At 37.4% G+C, this 21,732-nt stretch carries 22 protein-coding genes and 1 tRNA gene; 16 read left to right on the forward strand and 7 right to left on the reverse strand.

Annotated elements, in window-relative coordinates; translation table 11 throughout:
- The first annotated feature begins 26 nt into the window (after positions 1–26).
- Together MTZ49_RS06435 and MTZ49_RS06440 are read left to right on the forward strand one after the other, a co-directional pair.
- A complete protein-coding gene (locus MTZ49_RS06435; RefSeq protein ID WP_264747525.1) occupies positions 27–737 on the forward strand; it encodes a hypothetical protein in 711 nt (236 codons plus the stop codon).
- A 13-nt stretch (positions 738–750) separates the two neighbouring features.
- Positions 751–1,044 (forward strand): hypothetical protein, encoded by a 294-nt coding sequence (locus tag MTZ49_RS06440; protein ID WP_264747526.1) that lies wholly within the window; start codon positions 751–753, stop codon positions 1,042–1,044.
- A 35-nt stretch (positions 1,045–1,079) separates the two neighbouring features.
- Here MTZ49_RS06440 and MTZ49_RS06445 read toward each other — a convergent pair whose 3' ends face one another.
- On the reverse strand, positions 1,080–1,895 hold the full coding sequence (locus MTZ49_RS06445; protein WP_264747527.1) for a TatD family hydrolase: 816 nt from the start codon (positions 1,893–1,895) through the stop codon (positions 1,080–1,082).
- 3 nt (positions 1,896–1,898) lie between these two features.
- On the reverse strand, positions 1,899–2,645 hold the full coding sequence (locus MTZ49_RS06450; protein WP_264747528.1) for a methyltransferase domain-containing protein: 747 nt from the start codon (positions 2,643–2,645) through the stop codon (positions 1,899–1,901).
- Positions 2,646–2,743: 98 nt separating this feature from the next.
- On the opposite strand from MTZ49_RS06450, the gene MTZ49_RS06455 reads away from it, so the two are divergent.
- Together MTZ49_RS06455 and MTZ49_RS06460 are read left to right on the forward strand one after the other, a co-directional pair.
- Positions 2,744–3,766, forward strand: coding sequence for a quinone-dependent dihydroorotate dehydrogenase (locus MTZ49_RS06455; protein ID WP_264747529.1), 1,023 nt, complete (start codon positions 2,744–2,746; stop codon positions 3,764–3,766).
- A 187-nt stretch (positions 3,767–3,953) separates the two neighbouring features.
- A complete protein-coding gene (locus MTZ49_RS06460; RefSeq protein WP_319804747.1) occupies positions 3,954–4,349 on the forward strand; it encodes a NirD/YgiW/YdeI family stress tolerance protein in 396 nt (131 codons plus the stop codon).
- 162 nt (positions 4,350–4,511) lie between these two features.
- On the opposite strand, the gene MTZ49_RS06465 is transcribed toward MTZ49_RS06460, so the two are convergent.
- The 4 genes from MTZ49_RS06465 to MTZ49_RS06480 all read right to left on the reverse strand — a co-directional run bounded on the left by MTZ49_RS06465 (position 4,512) and on the right by MTZ49_RS06480 (position 8,255).
- Positions 4,512–5,441: an electron transfer flavoprotein subunit alpha/FixB family protein gene (locus MTZ49_RS06465; RefSeq protein ID WP_264747530.1), complete on the reverse strand. Its 930-nt coding sequence runs from the start codon at positions 5,439–5,441 to the stop codon at positions 4,512–4,514.
- Positions 5,441–6,190 carry an electron transfer flavoprotein subunit beta/FixA family protein gene (locus MTZ49_RS06470; protein WP_264747531.1) on the reverse strand — a complete coding sequence of 250 codons (750 nt, stop codon included), beginning with the start codon at positions 6,188–6,190 and terminating at the stop codon, positions 5,441–5,443. Before MTZ49_RS06470 ends, MTZ49_RS06465 begins: the two co-directional genes overlap by 1 nt.
- A 61-nt stretch (positions 6,191–6,251) precedes the next feature.
- Positions 6,252–7,415 (reverse strand): acyl-CoA dehydrogenase family protein, encoded by a 1,164-nt coding sequence (locus MTZ49_RS06475; RefSeq protein WP_264747532.1) that lies wholly within the window; start codon positions 7,413–7,415, stop codon positions 6,252–6,254.
- Positions 7,416–7,442: 27 nt separating this feature from the next.
- Positions 7,443–8,255 (reverse strand): IclR family transcriptional regulator, encoded by an 813-nt coding sequence (locus tag MTZ49_RS06480; protein WP_264747845.1) that lies wholly within the window; start codon positions 8,253–8,255, stop codon positions 7,443–7,445.
- A gap of 270 nt (positions 8,256–8,525) precedes the next feature.
- Between MTZ49_RS06480 and MTZ49_RS06485 the strand changes: the two genes are divergently transcribed.
- From MTZ49_RS06485 to MTZ49_RS06520, 8 genes are all read left to right on the forward strand, one after another.
- Entirely contained in the window at positions 8,526–9,311 is a 786-nt protein-coding gene (locus tag MTZ49_RS06485; protein WP_264747533.1) for an enoyl-CoA hydratase, read from the forward strand.
- Positions 9,312–9,314: 3 nt separating this feature from the next.
- Positions 9,315–10,850, forward strand: coding sequence for a 3-hydroxyacyl-CoA dehydrogenase (locus MTZ49_RS06490; RefSeq protein WP_264747534.1), 1,536 nt, complete (start codon positions 9,315–9,317; stop codon positions 10,848–10,850).
- Positions 10,851–10,925: 75 nt separating this feature from the next.
- Positions 10,926–12,128 carry a 3-oxoadipyl-CoA thiolase gene (locus MTZ49_RS06495; protein ID WP_264747535.1) on the forward strand — a complete coding sequence of 401 codons (1,203 nt, stop codon included), beginning with the start codon at positions 10,926–10,928 and terminating at the stop codon, positions 12,126–12,128.
- A 68-nt stretch (positions 12,129–12,196) separates the two neighbouring features.
- Positions 12,197–13,435 carry a CaiB/BaiF CoA transferase family protein gene (locus tag MTZ49_RS06500; protein WP_264747536.1) on the forward strand — a complete coding sequence of 413 codons (1,239 nt, stop codon included), beginning with the start codon at positions 12,197–12,199 and terminating at the stop codon, positions 13,433–13,435.
- Between the two features lie 91 nt (positions 13,436–13,526).
- Positions 13,527–14,507, forward strand: coding sequence for an NAD(P)H-dependent flavin oxidoreductase (locus MTZ49_RS06505; protein ID WP_264747537.1), 981 nt, complete (start codon positions 13,527–13,529; stop codon positions 14,505–14,507).
- 57 nt (positions 14,508–14,564) lie between these two features.
- The gene (locus MTZ49_RS06510) at positions 14,565–15,860 is read left to right on the forward strand and encodes an MFS transporter (RefSeq protein ID WP_264747538.1); all 1,296 of its coding nucleotides are present in this window, start codon (positions 14,565–14,567) and stop codon (positions 15,858–15,860) included.
- Positions 15,861–15,986: 126 nt separating this feature from the next.
- Positions 15,987–17,315 carry an OprD family porin gene (locus MTZ49_RS06515; protein ID WP_264747539.1) on the forward strand — a complete coding sequence of 443 codons (1,329 nt, stop codon included), beginning with the start codon at positions 15,987–15,989 and terminating at the stop codon, positions 17,313–17,315.
- 275 nt (positions 17,316–17,590) lie between these two features.
- Positions 17,591–18,121 carry a hypothetical protein gene (locus MTZ49_RS06520; protein WP_264747540.1) on the forward strand — a complete coding sequence of 177 codons (531 nt, stop codon included), beginning with the start codon at positions 17,591–17,593 and terminating at the stop codon, positions 18,119–18,121.
- A gap of 82 nt (positions 18,122–18,203) precedes the next feature.
- Here MTZ49_RS06520 and MTZ49_RS06525 read toward each other — a convergent pair.
- Positions 18,204–18,291 (reverse strand) — tRNA-Leu (locus MTZ49_RS06525).
- 377 nt (positions 18,292–18,668) lie between these two features.
- On the opposite strand from MTZ49_RS06525, the gene MTZ49_RS06530 reads away from it, so the two are divergent.
- The 4 genes from MTZ49_RS06530 to nusB all read left to right on the forward strand — a co-directional run bounded on the left by MTZ49_RS06530 (position 18,669) and on the right by nusB (position 21,723).
- Positions 18,669–19,481: an FKBP-type peptidyl-prolyl cis-trans isomerase gene (locus tag MTZ49_RS06530; RefSeq protein ID WP_264747541.1), complete on the forward strand. Its 813-nt coding sequence runs from the start codon at positions 18,669–18,671 to the stop codon at positions 19,479–19,481.
- Between the two features lie 116 nt (positions 19,482–19,597).
- Positions 19,598–20,689, forward strand: coding sequence for a bifunctional 3,4-dihydroxy-2-butanone-4-phosphate synthase/GTP cyclohydrolase II (ribBA, locus tag MTZ49_RS06535; RefSeq protein ID WP_264747542.1), 1,092 nt, complete (start codon positions 19,598–19,600; stop codon positions 20,687–20,689).
- Positions 20,690–20,776: 87 nt separating this feature from the next.
- On the forward strand, positions 20,777–21,253 hold the full coding sequence (gene ribE / locus MTZ49_RS06540; RefSeq protein WP_264747543.1) for a 6,7-dimethyl-8-ribityllumazine synthase: 477 nt from the start codon (positions 20,777–20,779) through the stop codon (positions 21,251–21,253).
- Positions 21,250–21,723 (forward strand): transcription antitermination factor NusB, encoded by a 474-nt coding sequence (gene nusB / locus MTZ49_RS06545; protein WP_264747544.1) that lies wholly within the window; start codon positions 21,250–21,252, stop codon positions 21,721–21,723. The genes ribE and nusB overlap by 4 nt, the downstream gene beginning before the upstream one ends.
- The last annotated feature ends 9 nt before the right edge of the window (positions 21,724–21,732 follow it).

Genomic DNA, 21,732 nt, shown 5'->3' on the forward strand with positions numbered 1-21,732 from the left:
CGATGTATCCATAAGGAATATCATATATGAAACGTTCTACCTTACTGCTAACAACCCTTTTGTTAAATTTATTAGTTATTGCAGGATGTTCTAGTAATAAGCAACCTGCTACTGATTTGCCAGAGCTTGAGCAAACAGGCCCTGTTTGGGGGGATGGTGTTGAAGCAAAAGAAGAGTATATGGATGTGGTAAGGGTTTCACCATCACAACCAACAGCGATGGGTGAGATTTATTATTCAGCTACTCCACCAGAGGGTACAGTGGTTGATAACCCTGCTTTTGCACAAGGTCGAATTAGTGTAACCATCTTTGATAGATATGGTAAAAAGATACCTGTGATTCAGTCAGGGGGAAATTATTATATTAAAGGTATTAAGGGGCAAAGTTATACCCTTTACTTTGAAAATATAAGTAATACAGGCTATGAGGTATTGGCAACAACGGATGGTGTAGACAGTATCACTGGTCATGAAGCACATTATAACAATGCAGGTTATATTCTGTTTCCAGGTAATACCATTACAGTTAGAGGCTTTCGTCAAACTAGGGATGAATACAAACCCTTTGTTTTCCATGAAAAAGATAGCCCTTATCTTTCAGGAGCTAATCAAGGATCCGCAGCTAATATTGGTGTGATAGGCTTTGCATTATTTGAACTAGCAACGCCAAAAATGGCTAAGGATGCTAAACCTAAAGCTTTTCCTGCACAGACAAATAAGTTTCGATTAGATAAATAAGTTAGAGGTTGTTATGCAGAAAGTGTTAGCAGTGATTTTGTGTCTTTTTGGGGGAGGTGCCTTAGTTGCGTGTTCTAGTGATGAAAAAGGAAATCCTTATAAGGAAACACATATAGTCAATGTTGTTCCTAATTATCAAATTGCGCCTGATGATAGTCCTATATTGAAAAAGCCAATTGATGAAATGACAGAGGAAGAACTTAAAGCACGTTATGGAGAGTTACAAAAGCAATCAGGATTAAGTGCTAGACAGCAAAAAGAGCTTAATATGATTGCTGAAAGGTTAAGGCAGATTTCAAAGAGATAAATGTTTAAAAAGGAATAGTTAAATGCTATTCCTTTTTAATTTATAGTGGGTAATTTAAAGAAAACTTGGGCACAAGTTGTTGTGTGAGTAGCTGTTTCTTGTAAGGTTTCTTGGCGGCAATGAGCGACAGTATTTAATACTTCAGGTAAAAAAGCAGGCTCATTACGGCGATCTTGTGGTTTAGTTTTTAATGTCCGTGGTAGTAAATAGGGACCATCTGTTTCAATCATTAAACGACCTGTTGGAATATCTTTAACCAAATGTTGTAAATGTTCACCACGACGTTCATCGCAAATCCAACCAGTAATACCAATATGTAAATCCATATCTAGGTATTGATAAAGTGCTTTTTTGTCACCCGTAAAACAATGAATAACCGCTGCTGGTAACTGATCTCTATATTGCTTGAGTATGGCAGTAAAACGATCATCAGCATCACGTTCATGCATAAAAACAGGTTTACCTAACTCAATAGCTAATGTTAATTGCTCTTCAAAAACACGTTCTTGAATAGGGCGAGGGCTAAAATCACGATTAAAATCTAAACCACATTCACCAACTGCTTTCACTGTAGGTTCTGTTAATAGTTGTTTTAATGTGGTTAGTGTTTCGCTGTGCCAATCTTTTGCATGGTGAGGATGAATACCTGCTGTACTAAATAGTTGTGTGGCGGTTTTATCATATTCTTGACAAAGCTGAAGAGCTTGTTCGCTTTCTTGTTCACTTGTGCCTGTAATAACCATTTGTAGCACGTCTGCTTGATAGGCACGCTCTAATACTTGGGGGAGATCTTTTTTAAAACTTTTATTGGTTAAATTAATACCAATATCAATCAGATAAGGTTGATTCATAGTTTACTCTTTTATTTGGCATAACCAGTGTAAATAACATCCTAATCCAGAAAAGATAGGATGATTACGATATTCTAGTTCCATTTCAATAAGGCTTGGTAGATCAGCCATTTTTTTGAACTCTAAAGGCATATAATCAGAAAACACACGAATACCACTTTTTTTAGCAATTTGCCAATCTATACTCATTGCTTCATTAAGTAATGTTGGATCGATAGGGTGTTGTGGTGTTAGGCTCTGTTTCTCACCAGCAAAATGTTGTTTTTTAATTTTTCGGAAGTTTCTTTTTAATAAGTTCCGATAAATTAAAGCATCTTTATTATAAAAGGCTAATGATAACCAACCATTTTTATGGGTTAGTTGCTTTAGGGTATTAAGAATACTTAAGGGATCAGCTAGCCACTCAAGTACAGCGTGACATATTACTAAGTCAAAAGGTTCTGCAAAGTCTAACTGTTGCCAAGGTTGTTCAATAAATTCTGCAGTTAGTCCAGCCTGTCTAAATTGTTCTTTTGCCCCTTCGAGCATTACTGACGAGGGTTCTGTCACAGTCACATGATGTCCTTGTTCAGCTAACCAAAGTGATATATGGCCAAGTCCTGCACCAATATCTAATATTCTAATAGGGGTATTAGGCAAAATAGAGTGTAAGTCAGCTTGTAGTACAGCTAAGCGTATAGCACCTTTGGTTCCACCATAAATTTTCTTAGCAAAATGGCTAGCTAATTCATCAAAGTAACGATCAGACATATTTGATTTAATTCAAGTCAATAGATTTTAATGGGGTATTTTAGATGGAACTTGCTATAATAATAAACTATTATTTCTCCTTATTTCTGCGAGCTATCATGTATAAGTTGATTCGCCCATTTATGTTCTCACTTGATCCAGAAACTGCTCATAATGTAGCTATTCAAGGTTTAAAATTACGAGGTAAACTAGGGTGTATTGATAGTGCACCGCATTTACCTGTTAATGTCATGGGGCTTAATTTTACTAATCCTGTGGGTTTAGCGGCAGGGCTTGATAAAAATGGTGAGGCAATTGATGGGTTAGCCTCTCAAGGGTTTGGTTTCATTGAGGTAGGGACAGTTACCCCACGACCACAACCAGGTAATCCAAAACCAAGGATATTTCGTTTAGTAGAAGCAGAAGCAATTATTAATCGTATGGGGTTTAATAATCAGGGCGTTGATCATTTAATAGCTAATGTTAAGGCAAAGAAATATAAAGGAATAGTGGGTATTAATATTGGCAAGAACTTTGATACACCTGTTGATGAAGCAGATAAAGACTATCTTATTTGTTTAGAAAAGGTCTATCCTTATGCCGATTATATTACCGTTAATTTAAGCTCACCTAATACTCCAGGACTTCGTACTTTACAGTTTGGGGATAGTTTAAAAAGATTATTAGAGCAATTAAAAACTCGTCAACAAGCATTACAGCAACAGCATAATCGCTATGTGCCTTTAGCGATAAAAATAGCACCTGATATGACAGAAGAAGAAACGGTGTTGGTAGCAAACTCTTTAGTAGAAGCAGGGATGGATGCTGTTATTGCTACTAATACAACTATTGCTCGAGAGGCAGTAAAACATCTGCCATATGGTAATGAAGCAGGTGGGCTTTCAGGTGCCCCTTTATTAGAAGCAAGTACCAAAACAGTGAAGTTGCTATCGGAGGCTTTACAAGGAAAACTCCCTATTATTGCAGCAGGTGGTATTACCACAGGTGCTCATGCTGTACAGAAGTTGCAAGCAGGTGCTAGCCTTGTACAGGTTTATACAGGTTTTATTTATCGTGGTAATGAGTTGATATATGAGTCAGTGAATGCCATTAAAGGGGCTGGGATTCTAACTAAAGGCTAATGTTTATAAGTTGCAGGCATTGTTAGGCAGGCATATGCTTAAAATAGGAATGAGAACGATTAATATCCTGATACAAGTCTATTGATGAAAATAACAAAATTTTCACTTCTTTTTTATCTAACTAATGTATCTTAATACAATATAAGGTTTTATATTGAAGATTGTGAATAAATCGATGGGAGTGTTTATGATGAAAAAAGCATTAGTAATAGCAACAGCATTATTAACGTTAGGCAGTACAGTAGCATTAGCAGAGCAAGGTGGGTTTACTGGACCATCTGGCGCTAGTCAGAAAGGTGGTTATACAGGGCCTAAAGCTACAGGTTCAGTGAAAACCGTTGCACAAGTTAAAGAAATGCGTGATGACACTAAAGTGACTTTACAAGGTAATATTGTTAAACATCTTGGCAAAGAAAAGTATACCTTTAAAGATAAAACAGGTGAAATTACTATTGAGATCGATGATGATGATTGGAGAGGTGTAACAGTTGGTCCAAATGATCTTGTTGAAATTTATGGTGAAGTAGATAAAGATTGGAATTCTGTTGAGATAGACGTAGATACTATTCGTAAAGTTAAATAGTATTAATAGTGTTTAGAAAGTAGGGTAACTAACTAAAATTAGTTGCCCTATTTTTTTGCTAATAAAAAAGGTAGGTTAATGATAAACATTAAACCTACCTAACAATTATCAATAACAGAGTGATTGTATTGATATGTTGAAACTATAAGTAGAGTTAGCTACTTATAGTGCATTAGTTAACTCAGGCACTAACTCAAATAAGTCACCCACTAAACCATAATCCGCTACTTGGAAGATAGGGGCTTCTTCGTCTTTGTTGATCGCTACAATAACTTTGGAGTCTTTCATGCCCGCTAGATGTTGGATAGCGCCTGAAATACCTACCGCTATGTAGAGTTCTGGAGCTACGATTTTACCTGTCTGGCCTACTTGGAGGTCGTTAGGTACATAGCCAGCATCTACCGCTGCTCGTGATGCACCTACCGCTGCGCCTAGTTTGTCTGCTAGGGCGTAAAGTAGTTGGAAGTTGTCGCCATTTTGTAGGCCACGACCACCTGATACAATTACTTTGGCTGCGGTTAGTTCTGGACGGTCTGATTTGGCTAGTTCTTCGTTGATAAAGCTGGATACGCCTGCGTCGGTTGCTTCGCTAATCGCTTCAATGGTCGCATTACCACCTTCAGCCGCTACTGCATCAAAACCTGTGGTACGCACAGTGATGACTTTGATGTTGGCGCTTGTTTGTACGGTGGCAATAGCATTGCCTGCGTAGATGGGGCGTTTGAAGGTGTCTGGGCTTTGTACGGCGATGATTTCTGAGATTTGGTCTACATCGAGTAGGGCTGCTACGCGTGGTAGGTAGTTTTTACCATCGGTTGTGGCTGGCGCTAGGATGTGGCTGTAGTTGTTGGCTAGGCCTAGAATAAGTTTGGCTACGTTTTCAGGTAGCATGTGGGCATAGGCTGCATTGTCTGCTAGTAAGACTTTGCTTATGCCTGGTACTTTTGCCGCCGCGTCAGCTACTGTTTGGGCATGTTGGCCTGCGACGAGGATGTGGATGTCTCCACCAATTGCTTGGGCTGCCGCTACGGTGTTGAGGGTGGCGGTATTTAATGTTGTGTTGTTGTGTTCTGCTATAACAAGGATTGTCATTAGATCACCTTCGCTTCGTTCTTTAGTTTGTCTACGAGTTCTGCTACTGAACTTACTTTGATACCTGCTTTACGGGCAGCAGGGGCTTCTACTTTTAGGGTGGTTACGGTGTTGTTGACGGTAATGCCTAGGTCAGCAGGGTTGGTAGTTTCTAATGGCTTTTTCTTGGCTTTCATGATGTTAGGGAGTGAAGCATAGCGTGGTTCGTTAAGACGTAGGTCGGTTGTTACTACGGCTGGTAGGGTTAGTGCTACGGTTTGTAGTCCACCATCAATTTCGCGAGTAAGGTTGATTTTGTCGCCCGCTACTTCTAGTTTGGAGGCAAAGGTACCTTGTGAGTAATTACCTAGGGCGGCTAACATTTGGCCTGTTTGGTTGTTGTCGGTATCGATGGCTTGTTTACCTAGGATAATGAGTTGTGGTTGTTCTTTGTCGACTACTGCTTTTAGTACTTTGGCTACGTTGAGGGAGCTTAGGTTGTCTTCGGCTTCTACGAGGATAGCGCGATCAACGCCTAATGCTAAGGCGGTACGAAGTTGTTCTTGTGCCGCTACTGGGCCTACTGATACGGCAACTACTTCGGTGGCTATGCCTTTTTCTTTTAAGCGAATTGCTTCTTCTACCGCAATTTCGCAAAAGGGGTTCATTGACATTTTGACATTAGCTAGGTCAACTCCCGTATTGTCTGCTTTAACACGGACTTTTACGTTGTAGTCAACCACTCGTTTAACTGCTACAAGAACCTTCATGGGTGTCCTCTTTCTCTTCTTCTGTGGGTGAAAATATTAAAAACAAGGTTTGGTATATCTTTTAAAAACCTTCGTTTTCTGCTTCTTTTACCATATTTCTGGCAATAACAATTTGTTGAATCTGGGTCGTTCCTTCGTAAATGCGAAATAACCGCACGTCACGATAAAAACGTTCAATACCATAATCTTTAATGTAACCAGCACCACCAAAAATTTGTACTGCGCGATCTGCTACTTTGCCACAGACTTCTGAGGCAAACATTTTGGCACAAGAGGCTTCAGTAATTACATTTTTACCTTCATCTTTTTTGCGTGCAGCATCTATTACCATACATTTAGCGGCATAAGCTTCTGCTTTACTTTCGGCAAGTAGTGTTTGAATCATTTGAAAGTCAGCAATACGTCTACCAAATTGTTTTCTTTCCATTGCGTAGCGTAATGCTTCTTTAAGAATTCTTTCAGTTACACCAACACAAGTAGCGGCAATATGTAAGCGACCTTTATCTAATACTTTCATCGCTGTTTTAAAGCCAATACCTTCTACACCACCAATAAGCTGTGAGGCGGGTACACGGCAATTTTCAAAGATAACATCTGCAGTATGAGCTCCTTGTTGGCCCATTTTTTTATCAGGTTTGCCAATAGTGAGTCCTGGCGTACCTCTTTCTACAATAAAAGCTGAAATGCCACCAGCTCCTTTGATTTCAGAGTTGGTACGAGCCATTACTGTATAGATGCCAGCATGAGGCGCATTGGTAATAAAGCGTTTAGTACCATTAAGAATATAATAATCGCCATCTTTAATAGCGGTAGTCTTTAATGAAGCAGCGTCTGAACCTGAGTCAGGTTCAGTAAGACAGAACGAGCCAATAATTTCACCTGATGCTAATTTTGGTAAATATTTTTCTTTTTGTTCTTCTGTACCATCAATTAAGATACCTTGTGCACCAATGCCATTATTGGTTCCTACTAATGAGCGGAATGCAGGAGAAGTGTGCCCTAAAGCAAAGGCTATTTGCACTTCTTCTTCCATAGTTACACCAAAGCCACCATATTGTTCGGGTAGAGCAAAGCCAAATAGCCCTAGCTCACGCATTTTTTGGATGACTGTTTCGGGGATTTCATCATTATCTGCTACTTCTTCTTCAATAGGCTGTAGCTCATTTTTAACAAAATTATTAATAGAGTCTAACAGGATATTGAGGGTTTCTTGATCTCTAATCATTATTTTCTCCTAATACTTGGTTTGTTATTATTGTATGGTGCCTTGTATATTACTAACCATATTGATTAAACGTGGTCCGATATCCGTTTCTATCTTTTCTTTAGGTAAATGAAAACTTGGGCCGCCGCAATTAAATACAATGAGTTCATTATTATCAATCATTGGCACAGCTACTGAGTTAACTTCACGATGCCAATCACCTAATGAAAGACAATAGCCATGATCCTTATATTCTTTAAAAGCTTGGTCTAATCCTTTTTGGATAGCAGGCCATTCTTCTTTATTGCGTGTTCGTAGATGATTTAGGATAAAATCTCGCTCGCTTTCAGGCATTGCTGCTAAACAAGCACGACCTACAGAACTGGCATGGATAGGTAAATAGCTACCAACTTGACGGCGCATGGTCAAATTAGCTTCACCATGTACCACATCTAAGTAAACCATTTGTAGTCTGTCTCTTGCTGCCATAGCAACAGCTGCCTTAGCATATTTAGCCATATCTTCCATTAAGGGTCTGGCGACACTTTTAATAGATAGGTTATTGAGTAATCTATAACCAAAGGCTAATACACCTACATCGAGTTGATATTTACTAGTATTTGGTAATTTTTTAAGATAGCCTAAACGGGTTAAGGTATGAGTTAAGCGTGAAACAGTTGGTTTTGGTAGCCCCGTTTTATGGGCGAGTTCTTGATTGCCTAAAGCAGTTTCTTTAGGACCAAAACACCTTAATAGCTCAAGTCCTCTAGCTAGTGCAGTAACAAACTGACGATCTTTAATTTCTTCATCAGCATTATTCATTGGATCTAGTAAACGGTGGTTGTTACTATCTAACTGCATTGGCTTGTTACTCCCGTTTTTGTTTTTATAGTCTTGCATGATAAACTGACTCTTTAATAAAAATCAATAGAAACAAAACTATATTTCGTATTGTGAAATATTTTGATATGTATAAGTCTTATAAAAATCCTATATTCTCTTATTATTCAATATCATATAAATAAAGTACAGTAATTTCATTTACTCATTAGTTTTCCTGAGATAGAATAAAATTGAAAACAAAATCATATTTCGCATAACAAAATAAATAAATTGAGTGGAGTTGTAAATATGGAAGCAGTGTCAGAACCGCTAGTATTAGTTGAATATCCTGCTGAACAAGTTGCTCTTGTTCGCCTGAACCGTCCACAAGCTAAAAATGCACTTAGTAATGATGTGAGAAAGCAATTAGCTGATGTTTTCCTTGATCTTAGCAACAATGCTGAAGTTAGAGCTATTGTTTTAACTGGTGGGGAAGAAGTATTTGCTGCTGGTGCAGATATTAAAGATATGACTACTGCTACGACAATTGCTATGTATAGTCGTCATACAGAATATTATTGGCAAGCTATTGCTAACTGTCCAAAACCTGTTATTGCAGCTGTAAATGGCTATGCATTGGGTGGTGGCTGTGAATTAGCTATGCATGCTGACATTATTATTGCAGGCGAATCTGCACGTTTTGGTCAGCCTGAAGTTAAAGTAGGTGTTATGCCAGGTGCTGGTGGTACTCAACGATTAATTCGTGCCATTGGTAAGTTCCAAGCAATGCGTATGATTCTCACTGGCTGTATGGTTAAAGCTCCTGAAGCGTTAAGTATGGGTTTAGTTAGTGAGATGGTAAGCAATGACCAAACTATCCCACGTGCGATTGAAATGGCGAAAGAAATTGCCAAAATGCCACCAATCGCTATTGCCCAAATTAAAGAAGTTGTTTTAGCAGGAATGGATTTACCTTTAGATGCAGCGCTTATGTTAGAACGTAAAGCATTCCAGATTCTTTTTAACTCTCAAGATCAAAAAGAAGGTGCTAATGCATTTGTTGAAAAACGTGCACCAAACTACAAAGGAGAATAAATAGTGGCTATTCAAACTATAACAAAAATGGGTATTATCGGCACAGGTGTTATGGGAGCTGGTATCGCTCAAATTGCTGCCCAAGCAGATATTGAAGTTCTTTTATTTGATGCGCGTGAAGGTGCTGCTCAAACAGCTAAAGAAGGTTTGATTAAGACTCTTAATAAGCTTGTTGAAAAAGGAAAAATTACAGAAGTAGCTGCACAACAAACTATTGATTGTTTAATTGTAATTAACAAAGTTGAAGAGCTTGCACCTTGTGATTTAGTCGTTGAAGCTATTGTTGAAAATTTAGATGTTAAACGCAACCTATTACAACAATTAGAAGGTATTGTGCGTCCAGAGGCGATTATTGCAAGTAATACTTCTTCGCTTTCAGTGAGTGCTATTGCTGCTGGTTTGAAAAATCCTGAGCGTGTAGCTGGTTTCCATTTCTTTAATCCTGTGCCATTAATGAAAGTGGTGGAAGTTATTCCTGGTATCAAAACAGATTTAACTGTTTGTGACACATTACAAGATCTTGCAGTAAAAATGGGCCATACAGGTGTTCGTGCTAAGGATACTCCAGGATTTATCGTTAACCATGCAGGTCGTGCTTATGGTACAGAGGCATTAAAAATCTTAGGTGAAGGTGTTGCCACCATTGGTGATATCGATCGTGTATTACGTGAAGGTGCAGGTTTCCGTATGGGACCTTTTGAGTTATTAGATTTAACCGCACTTGATGTATCACATCCTGCCATGGAGTCTATCTATAACCAATTCTACCAAGAACCACGTTATCGCCCACATCCATTAACTCGTCAAATGTTAGTGGCTGGTTTATTAGGTCGTAAAGTGGGAGAAGGTTTTTATCGTTATGAAAAAGGTGCTATGGTAAATCCAGCACAACCACAACCTGTACCATCAGTACAAACTATTCCAGCTGTTTGGCTAGGTGCAGAAAATGACGAAGACCGTGCTCAGTTAACTGGCTTAATTAATAAATTAGGCGGTACAGTAGAAAATGGAGCGCAACCTTCTGCTAATGCAATTTGTTTATTAGCACCATGGGGTGACGATGCAACTACAGCCTCATTGCGTTATAACGTAGATCCAGAGCGTACGGTATGTATTGATTTACTGTGTAATGTTGATAAACATCGTACTTTAATGGTAACACCTGTTACTAAGAGTGAAGTGCGTGATGCAGCGCATGCTTTATTTGCTAAAGATGAAGTGAGTGTAACAGTGATTCATGATAGCAACGGTTTTATCGTACAACGTATTTTAGCAGGTATTGTTAACTTAGCCTGTGATATTGCACAACAACAAATTGCTAGTGTGAAAGATATTGATTTAGCTGTGCGTTTAGGTCTTGGTTATCCAAACGGACCTTTAGCATGGGGTGATATTTTAGGTGCTAAGCGTGTACTTACTATTTTAGAGCGAATTAATGCTGCAACAGGTGATCCTCGTTATCGCCCAAGCCCTTGGCTACGTCGCAGAGCACTATTAGGCATTGCCGTTTGCCATGAAGAAACACCAATAAACCATTAATACAATAAATAATAGTGAGTGGGTAATATTTTTTACTCACTCCATCATTACAAATAAAAAATTAGGAGAAGAATAATGCTCAATGCTTATATTTATGAGGGACTACGTACACCATTTGGACGCCATGCAGGTGTATTATCTTCCATCCGTCCCGATGATCTCGTTGCAGGCGTTATGCAACAACTTATCGAAAGAAGTAAATTTAATGCAGAAGATATTGAAGATGTTATTTTAGGTTCTACCAACCAAGCTGGTGAAGATTCTCGTAACGTTGCACGTAATGCATTATTAGTAGCAGGTTTACCTTATACCGTTCCTGGTCAAACAGTTAACCGTCTTTGTGCCAGTGGTCTAGCAGCAATTATTGATGCCGCTCGTGCGATTACTTGTAACGAAGGTGCTTTATACTTAGCAGGTGGTGTTGAAAGCATGTCACGTGCTCCCTTTGTGATTCCTAAATCAGAATCAGCTTATAGTCGTGCTGCGGTTATCTATGATACAACCATTGGTTCACGTTTCCCTAATCCTCGTTTAGTGGCTAAGTATGGCAATGACAGTATGCCCGAAACAGGAGATAACGTAGCCAAAGAATTTGGTATCAGCCGCGAAGAAGCTGACAAATTTGCGGCTGCATCACAAGCTAAATATGAAGCAGCACGTCAAGCTGGTTTCTTTAAAGACGAAATCTGTCCTGTAGAAGTATCTACTGGTAAAAAAACACCACCAAAGATTGTCACTGAAGACGAACATCCACGTCCTAGCTCTGACTTTGAATCCTTATCAAAACTAAGATCATTATTTGAAGGTGGCGTAGTGACCGCAGGTAATGCGTCTGGTGTTAATGATGGAGCAGCGGCCTTATTGATTGGTAGCCAAGAAATGGGTGAACAACGTGGTGTAAAACCAATAGCCCGTATCTTATCAGCGGCGGCAGCTGGAGTAGAACCCCGTATTATGGGAGTTGGTCCAGTAGAAGCGGTTAAAAAGGCAGTAGCACGCGCTGGTTTAACATTAAATGACATGGACATTATTGAAATTAACGAAGCATTCGCTACCCAAGTATTATCTTGCTTAAAAGGACTAGGTGTAGCTTTAGATGATTCACGTGTTAATCCAAATGGTGGAGCTATTGCCTTAGGTCACCCACTGGGTGCATCTGGAGCACGTTTAGCATTAACAGTAGCAAGACAGTTACAGCGTACTGGTCAACGTTATGCAGTAATTAGTTTATGTATTGGTGTAGGTCAAGGTTTGGCTATGGTTATTGAGCGAGTTTAATATTTAATAAAAAACTAATAAGCATTACTTTTATTAAAAATAACAACAATTCATTTGAGAGGTAAATTATGGGAGCACTATCGCATATTCGTGTTCTTGATATGAGTAGAGTATTGGCTGGACCCTGGTGTAGCCAAACTTTATCTGATTTAGGTGCTGAGGTTATTAAAATCGAGCGCCCTGGTCGTGGTGATGATACTCGTGGATGGGGGCCTCCATTTTTACCTGATGATGAGGGTAATAGAACGTCTGAGTCTGCTTACTTCTTATCTACTAATCGTGGTAAGAAGTCAGTAGCTATCAACATTGCTTCTCCTGAAGGACAAGAATTAATTAGAGAGTTAGCCGCAGATGTTGATGTACTTATTGAGAATTATAAGCAAGGTGATCTAAAGAAATATGGTTTAGATTATGAGACGTTATCTAAAATTAATCCAGGTTTAGTGTATTGTTCTATTACTGGTTTTGGTCAGTATGGTACACGTGCTACTGAGCCAGGTTATGATTTTATGATTCAAGGTGCTTGTGGCTTTATGACTATTACTGGCGAACGTGCAGACTTGCCAGGAGGTGGGCCACAAAAATCAGGTATTGCTTTAGCTGATTTCGCTACAGGACTTTATTCAGCAGTTGCTATTCAAGCCGCATTATTAAGTCGTATGCAAACAGGTAAAGGCCAATATATTGATATGGCGCTGTTTGATACGATGATTGCATTATTGGCTAATCAAGAGATGAATTATTTTTCCTCTGGTGTAATACCCAGAAGTTTTGGTAATGCTTCAGCTAATATTGTGCCATACCAAGTATTTAAATCGAAAGATAGAGAGTTTATTATTGCTTGTGGTAATGATACTCAGTTTGCAGCACTTTGTAAGGCAATTGGTTTACCAGAGTTAGCAAATAATCCAAAGTTCACTACCAATGCTCAGCGTATTATTAATCGTGATGAGTTAATTGATGATATTTTTGCTAAGCATTTCCTAACCAAAACAACTGATGAGTGGGTTGCTATTATTAATGCTGCAAAAGTACCTGTTGGTCCTATTAATAATATTGAACAAGCACTTAATGAACCTCAGACTAAAGAACGTGACTTAGTGATTGAAATGGAACACCCATTTAATAAGAAACTAAAAATGGTGGGATGTCCTATTAAAATGTCTGGCACACCTATTGAGTATAAAATGGTGCCACCTTTATTAGGTCAACATACAGAAGAAGTATTAAAACAATATTTAAATCTTGCTGATGATCGTATTGCTGAACTTAAAGAAAAAGGCATTATTGGTCTAAAAAAAGATTAATTTAAATAAGGGAAACTCTAGTAGCATTTACAGTTACTAGAGCTCTTAGGGTATCAAGGATAAGGATGCCTATTTTATATAGAGTTAATGTATGAATAAGTTAGAAACACGTTTTACTCAAGTATTTGGGGTTGAGCATCCCATTATGCAAGGAGGAATGCAGTGGGCAGCTACAGCAGAGTTAGTGGCAGCTGTTGCTAATGCAGGTGGGCTTGGCACATTGTCAGCTTTAACACATCCTAATGCAGATGCTTTATATAAAGAAATTCAGCGTTGCCGCGAAATGACTGATAAACCCTTTGCAGTTAATTTAACGTTGTTACCTGCAGCTAGACCTATTCCCTATGATGAATATAGGGCAGCTATTATAGAAGCAGGTATTACTATTGTTGAAACTGCTGGTAATAATCCACAACAGCATATTGAAGCTTTTAAACAACATCACATAAAAGTAATTCATAAGTGTACGGCAGTACGCCACGCATTAAAAGCTGAGAAATTAGGGGTTGATGCAATCTCCATTGACGGTTTTGAATGTGCCGGTCATCCCGGTGAGGATGATATACCCAGCTTAATATTATTACCTTTAGCAGCTGATCAATTGCAAATACCCATCTTGGCATCTGGTGGTTTCGCTGATGGTCGAGGTTTGGTAGCTGCTTTGGCATTGGGGGCTGATGGTATAAATATGGGAACACGTTTTTTATGTACCCAAGAAAGTCCAATACATCAACGTATAAAAGAAACTATTGTACAAAATACGGAAAGAGATACTGATTTGATTTTGCGAACATTACGTAATACTACGCGTGTGGCTCGTAATATTGTTAGTCAGGAAGTTCGCCAGTTAGAGGCTTCTAAAAAAATTGCTTTTGAAGAAGTTGCACATTTAGTTTCTGGGCAAAGGGGCAAGCTTGTTTATGAGGAAGGTGATTCTGATAAAGGAGTTTGGTCAATTGGTATGGTTCAAGGCTTAATACATGATATTCCAACTTGTGAACAATTAATTACAAACATTGTGAGTGAAGCTGTAGTAAATATTAAGGAGCGTTTAGAGAAAATTATTCAATAACTTAACTTTTTATAATTTAAAAAAATAAATTTATTAAATTACTGAGGGATTACAACAATGACAACCTTAGCACAAAATCAAGGAGTAGACCCAGTAAGTCTAATTCCTACACGAATAAAAGTATATGTTTTTGTATTCTGTTTTTTGGCATTGATGATTGATGCAGCAGATATGATGTTTTTATCATACAGTTTAAATAGTCTACAAGCTGAGTTTGGCTTAACCCAAACCCAAAAAGGATGGTTAGGAACCTTTACACTATTAGGTATGTTTTTTGGTGGTGTTGCAGGGGGCTGGGCATGTGACCGTTTTGGTCGAGTTAAAACAATAGTTGTTTGTATCATTATTTTTTCTGTAGGTACGGCTGCACTTGGATTTACTCATAGCTATATTCAATTTGCCACCATTAGATTTTTATCAGCTATTGGGATTGGTGCGATTTATTTATCTTGTAGTATTCTGATGTCTGAGTATGTAACTAAAAAATATCGCTCAACTATTATGGCTACACTAATTATTAGTTGGAGTATTGGCTATATTATAGCGAGCTTATTAGCAAAATGGATTATTCCAGAATGGGGTTGGAGATATTTGTTTTTCACAGCTATTATTCCTGTGTTCTTATCCGTTATTATGTTTTTTCTTGTACCTGAGCCACCATCATGGATTGCTAATAGAAAAGCAAAAACTGATAAACAAGCAACTGATGCTATAGATGTTGCTCAAGGTAAAACAGTTACTCAGTCTGACTCTTCATTAAAAACAGTGGTTACTACCAAAGGTGTACTACTCGTTTTTATCTCATGGATGTTCGTTAATACCTTCTTCCAATTTAGTTACTATGGTGTAATGAATTGGATGCCTTCTTATCTGGAGTCTGAGCTGCATGTGAACTTTAAATCCATGACGGGCTATATGATTGGCACCTTTATTGCCATGATGTTAGGTAAAGTGTTTGGTGGATTTTTAGCCGATAAGCTAGGTCGCAGGGCTGTTTATGCACTGGGTTCTATCGGTACAGCAATTTTTATCCCATTAATCGTATGGTACAACACACAAGATAATATTATCTGGTTAATGTGCGGCTTTGGCTTCTTATTTGGCGTACCTATTAGTGTAATGGGTACTTATATGACTGAAAGCTTCCCTGGTAAAGTACGTGGATTTGCAATGGGTTGGGCTTATAATGCTGGTCGTATAGGAGGGATTTTGGCACCTGTTACTATTGGTTTCTTAGCAGAACATTTTACGATAGGGTTTGGTTTCTTAGGGGTAGGTATCGCTTTATGTTTAATGGGATTAGTGCCTGCAATCTTAATTAAATCAGGTCTATATGATCCAAGTAAGGAGTAATCAAATAACTATTATTTAAAGTTATTAACTTAGGTTAAGTGTGTTTGATACTTAACCTAATATTTCAATGGAAAAGTATTTTATAAAAAAAATTAGAATTTGTGATGCTTATAGGGGTAGACACTCGTGAAAAGAATAATTTTATTAAGTTTAGTTATTGGGGAAATAGCTTGTGTACAGGCAGAGTTTCTTAAAGATAGTACAGCAGAACTTTATTTAAGAAATATGTATGTAGAACAGGACTATCGTAATACTCATAGGGGTGATGCAGGTCCTGAATGGGGTCAAGCATTTACCTTGAGATATAAATCTGGATTTACAGAAGGAATAGTAGGTTTTGGTTTGGATGTAATTGGTACTACTGTAGTTCGATTGGATTCAGGTGGTACTACTAAGAAAAATGTTAGAGATGTTAGCCGGGTACCAGGAACAATGTTCCCGACTAAACGTAATGGAAAAGCAGAAAACACCTATAGTACACTTGATCCGACTTTTAAAATGAGAGTGTCTAAAACAAAATTAGAAGTTGGTGGATTTTTACCTTATAACCCTGTACTAAGACATAATGATGGGCGTCTTGTTCCTCAGACCTTCTTTGGACAACAAATTACCTCCAATGAGTTTGAAAATACTACTCTTATTTTGGGTAAGATGGAGCATGCTAGAGGTAGAACATCCACTGACCGTCAAGGTTTAGCGCCAACAGGTGCTGGAGTAGGTGTGGCTACTAACAAGTTCTACTATGGTGGTGTTGAGTATAAATTAACAGATACTGCTACTGTTAAGTACTACTATGGCAATTTAAAAGATTTTTATAAACAACATTTCTTAGGCGCAAATGACTCATTTAAAATAGGTCTTGGTAAGTTGAATGTTAATCTTTATTACTGGCATAGTGGTAGTGATGGTAAAAATGGTAGCTCAAAGGGTAGAAGTCAAGGTTATACTGCTACAGGTTATTATGGCAATGGTGTGACTAGAGGTAAGGTAAATAATAATACCTACCAAACCTATATTAATTATCAAGTTAAAAATCATGATATCGGTGTTGGTTATTTGGTCGTTTCTGGCAGAAGCAATACGTCTTATATCGATCAAGCCTCTGCTTATCCCGATATAGGTGGAACCAGTGCACCAATGATTACACAACGTATTATAGGTAACTTTACTAGAGCAGGTGAACGTTCTTGGTTTACACACTATACTTATAACTTTAAAGATTGGGGATTGCCAGGATTAAGAACCCATATTAACTTTACAAAAGGGCATGGTATTAAGTCTACTCGAGGTAGTCTGAAGGAATGGGAAAGGGATTTTAGTATTGCATATACCATGCAAGAAGGGTTCTTTAAAGGTGTAACGTTAGAATGGCGAGATGCTGTGTTTAGAAGCCAGGTTGCGGGACATCTAGATCAAACAAGGTTATATGTCCATTATACTGTCCCACTTTTATAATAATCTTATATAGATTATGGGGGTATTCGAAAAAATATCCCCTTTTTTATGATTAGTAAATAATTAGTAACATTAATTTTAGTATATATTAGTATTCTAAAAATTAATAAATGTGATTGCTGCTTATGTTGGTTAGTAAGTGATATAGAAAAATATAAACTAAATTTTTAAATAAACGAAAGTATTGAGTTGCTATCTTATCAACTAGAGAGTAATTTTCATAGTTAAAATAATAGCTTAAGATATACCTGTATTCATCGTATTTAGGTAGTTCAATGAGTGACGACTTTTTTATTATTTTATTAATTTCAATTTTACTAATTTCATTAAGTTTTTTTGTCTATAAAGTTTATAAATTACATCGAGTCTACAAGAAGAAAAATTACTCTGAAACCTCAGAACAAAAACTTCTATTTAATAAAATGGATTATTCCAAAGAGCTTAGTTATTTTTTAAATAAAGCAGCTTCCACAGATGAAGATTTTGAAAAAGAACAACAGTTTTTAATTCATTATGTTGAAAAAAATAATACATTAAAACAACTTACTGATTGTTATGAGCAAGTAGAGATTTATTTAGATTTTAAATTAAGACATATCTCTGATTTTGAAGAAAAACAACAGGCCTCTTTTTATAAACAAAGATATAGACAAATACAAAGCCATATCACAGCAATATTTGAAGAAAAATTAAATCAATTATTGGCCATTAAAATGTCGTATGCATCTGAAATGGAAAGTATTAAACCAAGAGGTATAACAACTAAATGTCTAGCAGTGCAATTACTTAAATTAAAAGTTAAATAAGTAATGATATTGAATGGTTTAAGAGTATTTATTTAAAGCAAATAAAAAAGGCTAACAAATTTAATTTGTTAGCCTTTGTATATGGTGCCCGGGGCCGGAGTCGAACCGGCACGGGTTATTCACCCGAGGGATTTTAAGTCCCTTGTGTCTACCAATTTCACCACCCGGGCATTAAATCTTAATGCTAGATACTAAGTAACTTAATAAGTTAGTTACCGTATGGGCGAGGTATTATAGGGGATTTTTTACAAAAGACAATAGTTATTTTATAAATAATTAAATTATTTTTTTTGGTTTTTGTGGGAGCTTTGTGTAATAGGCATAATAGCGGTTTTTAAGTAGTCTATATATAAAAAGAAATATTTTGTTTTATTTCCTAGTTTAATAAAGTTACTTTATTATTTATTATGGTGTGTATTTTAGAATGCTTACTTTGGAACTATTTTCTGTAAGCAGAATCAATTATTGTTTAATGTGTATATAAGTTAATAAATTTTTATTATCTTGATTTTTAGTTAAACCTAGGTGGGGTTGTAAAGGATATAGTATGAAGAAAAATTATTTAGCTGTTGTGGTAGCTACACTTGCTTTTTCATTAGCGGCTTGTGACTCAAAGTCAGATACTTCTAAAGTGGCAGATAAACCTGCGCCTGCTGGGGTTGGTTCTTCAGCGTCAACTGGAAGTTCACAATCATCTAACGAGATGAAAGATGTTTCTTATTCTATTGGTTATCAATTTGGCAAAAACTTATCAGTAACACGTATCAAAACATTTGATACTAATGAGATTTTAGCTGGTTTGAATGATGCTTTAGCAGATAAAGATTCAAAATTAACTAAAGAGCAAATGCAAACAGCAATGACTGTGCTTGAAGCAGAGGTTCAGAAGATTGCAGCTGAAGAATCAAAAGCCTATGAAGAAAAAGGTAAAACGTTATTAGAAGGAAATGCTAAACGTGATGGTGTTATAACTACTAAGTCAGGTTTACAGTATGAAGTAGTACAAAAAGGTACTGGTGCTAAGCCAGGTGAGAAAGACATTGTTAAGGTAAACTATGAAGGTAAATTAGTTGATGGTAAGGTATTTGATAGCTCCATTCAACGTGGTGAGCCTGTTGAGTTTGCTGTTAATACTGTAATTCCTGGTTGGGTTGAGGCATTACAGTTAATGCAAGTAGGTGAGAAAGTTAAGTTATATATTCCTAGTGAATTAGCTTATGGTGCAAATGGTGTTCCACCAGTAATTCCACCTAATTCAGTATTGATTTTTGATGTTGAACTATTAGACATTAAAAAGCCAGATGACAAAGCTGATACCGCTAAAAAAACAGCTGACAGTAAAGAATCTGCTAAAAAGTAATTACTAATGCGTTAACTAGCGTTAAAATAGAAACCTCGTCTTTGACGAGGTTTTTTATTGGTTTAAAGTAAAGCGAGTATGTAGTAAGTAGTTTATTAAAATAAATGGGAGACGAAATGGCGTTAAATACAATAGAAGAATTAGTAGAAGATATTCGTCAAGGTAAGATGGTTATTTTAATGGATGATGAAGGGCGCGAGAATGAAGGTGATTTAATTATCGCTGCTCAATGTGTTGAAGCAGAACATATTAATTTTATGGCAAAGCATGCTCGTGGCTTAATTTGTATGCCAATGAGTAAAGACCGTTGTGAGCGTTTAGGTCTGAACTTAATGGTACAACGTAATGGTTCAGGATTTGGTACTAAATTCACAATATCTATAGAAGCAGCAACAGGTGTTACTACAGGTATTTCTGCGGCAGACAGAGCGAGAACAGTGCAAGCAGCTTGTGCAGAAGATGCCAGAGCAGAGGATATTGTAAGTCCAGGTCATATTTTTCCATTAATTTCTCAACCTGGTGGCGTCTTAGCTAGAGCAGGGCATACTGAAGCTGCTACGGATTTAGCACGAATGGCTGGTTTTAATGAATCAGCAGTTATTTGTGAAGTAATGAATGATGATGGCACGATGGCACGTCGTTCAGAATTAGAGAAGTTTGCTGAAGAGCATAATATTAAGATTGGTACTATAGCAGATCTTATCCACTATCGATTAACTCATGAACGTACAGTTAAACGTGTTCTAGAGCAACCATTAGTAACTGAAGTGGGTGATTTTAAATTAATTTCTTATCGTGATGAGGTAGATGGTTATATTCATTTAGCTTTAGTTCATGGGGAAGTTAAAGAGTCAGAACCTGTTTTAGTACGTGTTCATAATCTGGATCCATTGCGTGATTTATTACAAGTATCACAGACAGGGCGTTGGAGTCTGCGTGGCGCTATGCAACGTGTGGTTGAAGAGGGGACTGGTATTGTATTGTTATTAGGTAACTCTTTAGATGGACACTCATTGTTAGATAATCTACAGGAAAAATTAGAACCTGCTACAGCAAATCCTCAAACTACCTATAGTGTAGTAGGTGGTGGTTCACAAATTTTACGTGATTTAGGTGTGCGTAAAATGCGTTTATTGAGTACGCCTGCTCGTTTTAACGCGTTATCAGGCTTTGGTTTGGAAGTGGTAGAGTATATTCCGCCTGTTTAATTGGCAGATAATGTAAGTATTTTTAGTAATATTTAGCTATAATAATTTAGTTAAATATATGCTCTTTATAAATGATGGGATTTCATTATGACATTACATACCCTTGAAGGTACATTTGCTACACCTAAAGGCCGTTTTGCCCTTGTTGTAGGCCGTTTTAATAGCTTTGTAGTTGAAAGTTTAGTAGAAGGTGCAGTGGATACTTTAACTCGCCATGGTGTAAAAGAAAAAGATATTACTATTATCCGTGCACCAGGAGCTTTTGAAATTCCTTTAGTTTGTCAAAAAATAGCACAACGTCAAGAGTTTGCTGCTATTGTTGCTTTAGGTGCAGTAATCCGTGGTGGTACGCCGCATTTTGAGTATGTAGCTGGTGAGTGTACTAAAGGCTTAGCCCAAGTTTCATTACAGTATGATGTGCCTGTTTCTTTTGGTGTATTAACTGTAGATACCATTGAACAAGCAATTGAAAGAGCAGGTACTAAAGCAGGTAATAAAGGTTCAGAAGCGGCTTTATCAGCTTTAGAAATGGTTAATCTATTGGGACAGTTGGAGGCGAAGTGAGTAGTTCTGATAAACCCAATGCAGATAAACCATTACGTGGCAAAATTGCGGCACGTTGTAGAGCGCGTAGTTTTGCCATGCAAGCGCTCTATCAATGGCATATGGCAGGGCAAGTAATCAATGAAATTGAAGCCCAGTTTTATGTAGATAATGATTTTTCTAAAGTAGATACTGATTATTTTAAAGCGATTTTACATGGTGTTCCCTCACGAGTAACTGAGATTGATGAGGCTTTTACACCTTTATTAGATCGCCCCATTCAAGAGTTAGACCCTGTCGAGCTAGCGATTCTTAGACTTTCCACCTTTGAATTATTAGAACGTATCGATGTTCCTTATCGGGTTGTTATTAACGAAGGTGTTGAGTTAGCCAAAACTTTTGGTGCCACAGATGGCCATAAGTTTGTTAATGGTATTTTAGATCGTTTAGCACCTAAATTACGCCAAGCCGAAACTCGTTCTAAAAAATAGGTTAAATAT

This window comes from Entomomonas sp. E2T0 (assembly GCF_025985425.1).
GTDB lineage: Bacteria > Pseudomonadota > Gammaproteobacteria > Pseudomonadales > Pseudomonadaceae > Entomomonas.